The sequence below is a fragment of the Streptomyces sp. NPDC020362 genome, assembly GCF_040642095.1.
Lineage (GTDB): Bacteria > Actinomycetota > Actinomycetes > Streptomycetales > Streptomycetaceae > Streptomyces.
The window spans coordinates 45,683-52,483 of sequence record NZ_JBFAET010000051.1; the positions used below are offsets into that span (position 1 = coordinate 45,683).

7 protein-coding genes are annotated in these 6,801 nt (G+C 70.5%); 5 read left to right on the top strand and 2 right to left on the bottom strand.

The genetic code is table 11. The features are described 5' to 3' along the window. On the bottom strand, positions 1-409 hold a 409-nt coding region (locus AB0H32_RS20335), incomplete at its 3' end, for a VOC family protein (protein ID WP_361122182.1). Between the two features lie 308 nt (positions 410-717). Here AB0H32_RS20335 and AB0H32_RS20340 point away from each other — a divergent pair. The 4 genes from AB0H32_RS20340 (at position 718) to AB0H32_RS20355 (ending at position 5,157) form a co-directional block, all read left to right on the top strand. Further along, positions 718-2,160 carry a family 2B encapsulin nanocompartment shell protein gene (locus AB0H32_RS20340; RefSeq protein WP_361122185.1) on the top strand — a complete coding sequence of 481 codons (1,443 nt, stop codon included), beginning with the start codon at positions 718-720 and terminating at the stop codon, positions 2,158-2,160. A gap of 16 nt (positions 2,161-2,176) precedes the next feature. Next, on the top strand, positions 2,177-3,229 hold the full coding sequence (locus tag AB0H32_RS20345; protein WP_361122188.1) for a family 2 encapsulin nanocompartment cargo protein terpene cyclase: 1,053 nt from the start codon (positions 2,177-2,179) through the stop codon (positions 3,227-3,229). Positions 3,230-3,294: 65 nt separating this feature from the next. Further along, positions 3,295-4,173: a geranyl diphosphate 2-C-methyltransferase gene (locus AB0H32_RS20350; protein WP_361122191.1), complete on the top strand. Its 879-nt coding sequence runs from the start codon at positions 3,295-3,297 to the stop codon at positions 4,171-4,173. A 108-nt stretch (positions 4,174-4,281) separates the two neighbouring features. Beyond that, a complete protein-coding gene (locus AB0H32_RS20355) occupies positions 4,282-5,157 on the top strand; it encodes an aminoglycoside phosphotransferase family protein (RefSeq protein WP_361122194.1) in 876 nt (291 codons plus the stop codon). Between the two features lie 43 nt (positions 5,158-5,200). Here the strand turns inward: AB0H32_RS20355 and AB0H32_RS20360 are convergent, their stop codons facing one another. Next, positions 5,201-5,683: a VOC family protein gene (locus tag AB0H32_RS20360; protein ID WP_361122197.1), complete on the bottom strand. Its 483-nt coding sequence runs from the start codon at positions 5,681-5,683 to the stop codon at positions 5,201-5,203. A 122-nt stretch (positions 5,684-5,805) separates the two neighbouring features. On the opposite strand from AB0H32_RS20360, the gene AB0H32_RS20365 reads away from it, so the two are divergent. Then, positions 5,806-6,801, top strand: a 996-nt coding sequence (locus AB0H32_RS20365) for an epoxide hydrolase (RefSeq protein WP_361122200.1), incomplete at its 3' end; no start/stop codon positions are given.

Sequence of the window (6,801 nt, forward strand, 5' to 3'; positions counted from 1 at the left end):
GGCGCCGCTCCAGTCGCCCCAGGAGGACCGGGTGCCGAACGAGGTGCCGCTGGAGCCCGAACACGGCCCCGCTGGGCTCCCGGGCCAGGCACATCGTGCCGAACTCGCCGACCTGCATCGGCTCCATGAGCACCTCACCGCCGTTGTCCCGGATCTTCGCCGCGGTAGCGGCGGCGTCCGGCGAGGCGAAGTACAGACACCACTGCGACTGTCCCTCCTGGCCGGGCATGGGCGGTACGACGGCGGCCACCGCCTTGTCGTTCGCATAGGCCTGGGTGTAGTTGCCGTACTCCGACGACGACTCGCCGAAGGTCCAGCCGAGGACGTCGCCGTAGAAGCGCTTGGCGCCCTCCAGGTCGCTGAACATCGCATCGGCCCAGCAGGGCGTTCCTTCAGGTTGCACGGCCATGGTCCGGACCCTCCCGGTCGGATGAATTGTCCCCGTACATCACGCTAGTCACCTTGTGGTCCACCCGCGCGCCGAACGGTCACCGCGCCGCCAAACCCGGGCGCGGGGGCAGGAGACCGGCGTGCGATCACCGGCTGCAGCGCGCAACGCCGTCACCAACGGGTTTGCACCACACGGAGATCAAAAGCGCCCCTTTCACGCTGTACCCGCGGATCACGCGTCCTGTTTGGCTGGTCGGAGCGCACCGGCACCCCGTGCACCACCGACCGATCCTCATCACCCGTGTCCGCCTCTTCGCAGGAGGGAATGTGTCCACTCCGGACATCGCCACCGGTTCCGCAGTCGACGAACCCGACCCCGTGCCCTCGGCCGACGGGCAGCTCACCAGCCTGAGCACCACGGCGGCCCGCCAGCTCACCACCACCACCAAGTCCGAACCGCAGATGCAGGCCATCACCTCGCGATGGCTGCTGAAGACCCTTCCGTGGGTGGACGTCAGGGGCGGCGCCTACCGGGTCAACCGGCGTCTGCAGCTGCGGACCGGTCGCGGGCGCGTGCACTTCGAGCAGAACGGCGCCGACGACATCAGGGTCATCCCGGAGACACTGACCGAGCTGCCGATCCTGCGCGGCTACCCCGACCTGGACGTGCTGCGGGAGATCGCCACCCGATTCCAGTCCCGGGAGGTGCGCCCGGGCCAGGTGCTGTTCGAGGCCGGGCAGCCGGTCACGGAGGCCTACCTGGTGGTCCACGGCCGGTTCACCCGGTACGCGGCCGGCAAGTACGGCGAGGAGGAGGTCGTCGGAGTCGTCTCCGACGGCGACCAGATGGGCGACGAGGCGGTCGGCCAGTCCGATCCGCTGTGGCTCACGTCGGTCCGGGCGGAGACGGCGGGCGTGGTACTGGCTCTGCCCTGGGGCGTCGTCGAGGAGTTCACCGATCGCGTGCCGTCCCTCGCCGCGCATCTGCAGGCCTACGTCGAGCAGCAGCTCAAACCGATGAACCGCAAGGGCGAGGCGGACGTCCCCGTGCAGGCCGGCCATGTCGGCGAGCCGACCCTGCAGGGCGGCTTCGTCGACTATGAACTGGCCCCGCGCGAATACGAGTTGTCCCTCACCCAGACCGTGCTGCGGGTGCACACCCGGGTCGCCGATCTCTACAACGACCCGATGGACCAGACCGCCCAGCAGCTCCGGCTGACCGTGGAGGAGATCCGCGAGCGGCAGGAGTGGGAGCTGGTCAACAACCGCGACTTCGGGCTGCTGCACAACGTCGACTACGGCCAGCGGATCAGCACCTTCACCGGGCCGCCGACGCCGGACGACATGGACGAACTGCTCTCGATGCGGCGCAAGACGAAGGTGTTCCTCGCCCATCCGAAGGCGATCGCCGCCTTCTTCCGGCAGTGCAACAAGCGGGGCCTGGTGCCCGGCACCGCGAGCGTCGACGGTCACGAGGTGCCCGCCTGGCGGGGTGTGCCGATCTTCCCGTGCGGCAAGATCCCGGTCAGCGCGGACCACACCAGCAGCATCATCGCGCTGCGCACCGGCGAGGCCGACCAGGGCGTGGTCGGCCTCCACCAGACCGGCATCCCGGAGGAGTACCAGCCGGGCCTGAACGTCCGTTTCATGGGCATCGACAGCGCCGCGATCATCAATTACCTCGTCACGGCCTACTACTCACTCGCCATCCTGGTCCCCGACGCGGCGGGAATCCTGGAGAACGTCCAGATCGGCCGGACGGCCGAGTGACGGCCTGGAGCACGTCATGAGCACACCCACCGACTCCTATCGGCTGCCCGGGCCGCCGAACATCGCCCGGAGCATGCGCAGAGACCGGCGCACCGGGGCGATCCCCGGGCTGCACCACCAGCCATCCGCACCCGCCGACCCGGACAAGGCCGCCGAGGTCGACCGCCGGCTGGAGGACTGGGCCCGCGGCCTCGACCTGTTCCCCAAGGCCTGGACAGGGGACTTCTCGGGCTTCCAGTTCGGGCGGGCCGTCGTACTGCAGCATCCGGGGGCCCTCGATCTGGAGCGCCTGACGGTCGCTGGCAAGCTGCTGCTCGCCGAGAACGTCGTCGACTCCTGCTACTGCGAGGAGGACGAGGGCCGCGGCGGGGCGCGCCGCGGCCTCGGCGGCCGGCTGATCATGGCCCAGTCGGCCATCGACCCCTACCACGGCATCCCGGAGATGGAGGAGGAGTGGCGCCAGGGCATGCGGGCCGACGGTCCGCTGCGCTCCTACCACTTCGCCCTCACCGACTACGCCGCCTTCGCGACGCCCAGCCAGACCGGACGGTTCGTGCACGACATGGCCCGGCTGCACCTGGGCTATCTGGCGGAGGCCGCCTGGGCCGAGACCCGGCACATGCCGCGCGTGTGGGAGTACCTGGTGATGCGGCAGTTCAACAACTTCCGGCCCTGCCTGGCGCTCGTGGACGCGGTCGACGGCTACGAACTGCCCGAGCAGGTCTACGCCCGTCCCGAGATCCAGCGGATCACCGCGCTGGCCTGCAACGCCACCACCATCGTCAACGACCTGTACTCCTTCACCAAGGAGCTGGCGAGCGATCCGACCCACCTCAACCTGCCGCAGGTCGTCGCCGCCAACGAACGCCACGGGCTGAAGGCCGCCTATCTGAAGTCCGTCGAGATCCACAACCGGATCATGGAGGCCTTCGAGGAGGAGTCGGCCGTCCTGTCCGCGACCTCGCCGCTCGTGGAGCGCTACGTCCAGGGGCTCGCCGCCTGGGTGTCCGGCAACCACGAGTGGCACGCCACCAACACCCACCGCTACCACCTGCCCGACTACTGGTGAACTGCCCTGCTCCGCAGAGCATCGCCGCGGGTCAAGACCGTAATTCGCGCCACGAGGAGCCACCTTTGACCACCGTCCCCGTCGCCCGCACCGCACCTGCTCCGGTACCGGCTCAGTCCATCTACCAGAGCCGCGTCGCGGACTACTGGAACGCCGAGGAGAACCCGGTCAACCTGGAACTCGGGAAGATCGACGACCTGTACCACCACCACTACGGCATCGGGGCCGCCGACCTGTCGGTGCTCGACGAGCCCGACGCGGACCTGCGCCGGGAAGCCATCACCACCGAACTGCACCGGCTGGAGCACGCACAGGCCGAGCTGCTCGCCGCCCACCTCGGGCCGCTCTCCCCCGCCGACCGGGTCTTCGACGCCGGCTGCGGGCGCGGCGGCGGCAGCGTCACGGCGCATCTGCGCTACGGCTGCCACGCCGACGGCGTCACGATCTCCGCGAAGCAGGCCGACTTCGCCAACGAGCAGGCCCGCGCCCGGGGCATCGACGGCAAGGTGCGCTACCACCACCGCAACATGCTCGACACGGGCCTCACCTCCGGCGCGTACGCGGCGTCGTGGAACAACGAGTCCACCATGTACGTCGAGCTGGAGCTGCTGTTCGCCGAGCACGCCCGGCTGCTGCGCCGCGGCGGGCGGTACGTGGTGATCACCGGCTGCTACAACGACACCTACGGGCAGGCCTCGCGCGAGGTCTCGCAGATCAACGCGCACTACATCTGCGACATCCATCCGCGGTCGGCGTACTTCCGCGCGATGGCCCGCAACCGGCTGGTGCCCGTGCACGTCCAGGACCTGACGGAGGCGACCATCCCGTACTGGGACCTGCGCCGGAAGGCGGACCACCTGGTCACGGGCATCGAGGACACCTTCCTGTCCGCGTACCGCAACGGCAGCTTCCAGTACCTGCTCATCGTGGCCGACCGGGTCTGATCAACGGCAGACGGCAGGCAGGGGCGGTGTCCAGGACACCGCCCCTGGTATTTCGTTCGACAGCGGCGGCGGCAGGCCGTTGGATGGGCGCCGATGTGTGCTCTGAAGATGCGTGCGGACGAGGTCGACATCGATGCCCCGCTGGTCGGCAGGCTGATCGCCCGGCGGTTTCCCGCCTGGGCGTCGCTGCCCGTGCGGCGCCTGGCGTCCTCGGGCACGGAGAACGCGATGTTCCGCCTGGGGAAGGACCTGGTGGTGCGGCTGCCCCGGCATCCCGGTGCGGTCGCGGACGTGGCGCACGAGCAGCGCTGGCTGCCCCGCCTCGGAGCGCGTCTGCCGGTGGCCACGCCCGAACCGGTGGGTCTCGGCGAGCCGGACGAGGACTTCCCGTGGCCGTGGTCGGTGTACCGCTGGCTGGACGGCCGCAATCCGGTGGCCGGGGCCGTCGAGGAACCGGAGCGGCTGGCCGGGGAACTGGGGGCGTGCCTGGCCGCGCTGCGCCGGATCGACCCGCAGGACGGGCCGCCGGCGCACCGCGGCGTTCCGCTCGCGACCCGGGACGCGCCGACCCGCGCGGCCCTGGAGCAGCTCGCCGGCAGGATCGACACGGACAGGGTGACGTGCCTGTGGGAGCAGGCACTGCGTGTCCCGGAGCACGACGGGGCCCCGGCCTGGCTGCACGGCGATCTGTGCCCCGGGAACGTGCTGGTCGCCGCCGGAGGGCTGAGCGCCGTCATCGACTTCGGCTGTGCCGGGACCGGTGACCCCGCCGTGGACCTGATCGTGGCCTGGAACCTGCTGCCGGCGGCCGCGCGGGACATCTTCCGCACGGCCGTGGGCGCGGGCGACGCCGAGTGGGCGCGCGGTCGGGGCTGGGCGCTGTCGATCTCGCTGATCCAGCTGCCGTACTACTGGCACACCAACCCGGCGCTGGCCGAGAACTCCCGGCATGTGATCGCGGAGATCCTCGCCGAGGCCGGGTGATGGCGTCCTCTCCCGTTTGCTGGTCGCCCGCGTATCCCGTGTGCTACTCGCCCGCGTACGCCTTCTCCAGCTCGGCGAGGTCGAGCTTGCCCATGCCCAGCATGGCCCGGGTCGTGCGCGAGGCCTTCTCCGGGTCCGGGTCGCCGATCAGGTCGGCCAGACGGCCGGGGACGACCTGCCAGGAGACCCCGTACCTGTCCTTGAGCCAGCCGCAGGGGCCGGGCTCGCCGCCGTTCTCGGTGAGCTTCGTCCAGTAGTAGTCGATCTCCTCCTGGTCCTCACAGAAGATCTGGAAGGAGATCGCCTCGTTGAACCTGAACTCGGGGCCGCCGTTGAGCGCGACGAAGCTGTGGCCGTTGGCCGTGAACTCGACGGTCAGCACGGTGCCGGCGGGGCGGGGCGCACCCTCGGGGTAGCGGGCGACCCGGCCGACGCTGGAGTTCTTGAAGATCGAGACGTAGTAGTCGGCGGCTTCCTCGGCCTGGTCGTCGAACCAGAGACACGTGGTGAATCCGTCCGTGGTCATGAGCACCTCCTGGAGCGTGGAACGCGGTCACCTCTATGACCGGTCCTCGTGCCGAAACTCATCGGCCGGGCCGCCGAATTGATCCGGCCGGGTGGCGGTGTTCCCGCACTAGCATCCGGACCATGACCTCTTCGCCTGTCGAGAGCATTCAGCCCTTCCGCCTGTCGATCCCCGAGAGCGACCTCGACGACCTGTACGACCGCCTCGACCGTACCCGCTGGCCGGACGGGCTGCCCGGAGCGGGCTGGGCGTACGGGGTGGAGCCGGAGTACCTGCGGGACCTCGTGCGGTACTGGCGGCACACGTACGACTGGCGTGCGGCCGAGGCGCGGCTGAACGAATGGCCGCAGTTCACGACCACCGTCGACGGGGCGCATGTGCACTTCGCGCACGTCCGCTCGCCGGAGCCGGACGCCACCCCGCTGATCGTCACGCACGGCTGGCCGGGTTCGATCGTGGAGTTCCTGGACGTCGTCGGGCCGCTCGCCGACCCGGCGGCCCACGGCGGGGATCCGGCCGACGCCTTCCACGTCGTGGTGCCCGGCATCCCCGGGTTCGGGCTGTCCGGGCCCACGACCGACACCGGCTGGGAGGCGGGCCGGGTCGCCGACGCGTGGGCGGAACTGATGGGACGCCTCGGCTACGAGAGGTTCGGTGCGCAGGGCGGCGACTGGGGCGCGATGATCTCCCGAGAGCTGGGCCGCGCCCATCCCGACCGGGTGATCGGTGTCCACCTCAACCTGCTGCCGGGGGCGCAGGCGACCAGCGAGCCGACCGGAGAGGAGCTGGCCGCGCTCGGCCCCGAGGAGCGGGAGCGCACGCTCGCCTCGTGGCACCGCTGGTCCGCCTGGTCGGGCGACTCGTCCGCCTACGCCCTGCTGCACTCCACGCGGCCGCAGACCCTGGCGTACGCGCTCACGGACTCGCCCGTCGGCCAGCTCGCCTGGATCGTCGAGAAGTTCCGGGAGTGGACGGACTCGGTGGAGCTGCCCGAGGAGGCGGTCGACCGGGACCTGTTGCTGACCAACGTGATGCTGTACTGGCTGACCGGGACCGCCGGTTCGTCCGCCCGGATCTACTACGAACGCGCGCACGCCACGGGCCGCGCGGCCGCGCCG

Coding starts and splice junctions, on each gene's coding strand:
- AB0H32_RS20355 (WP_361122194.1), top strand. CDS start 4,282: ATGCGTGCGGACGAGGTCGACATCGATGCCCCGCTGGTCGGCAGGCTG.
- AB0H32_RS20345 (WP_361122188.1), top strand. CDS start 2,177: ATGAGCACACCCACCGACTCCTATCGGCTGCCCGGGCCGCCGAACATC.
- AB0H32_RS20360 (WP_361122197.1), bottom strand. CDS start 5,683: ATGACCACGGACGGATTCACCACGTGTCTCTGGTTCGACGACCAGGCC.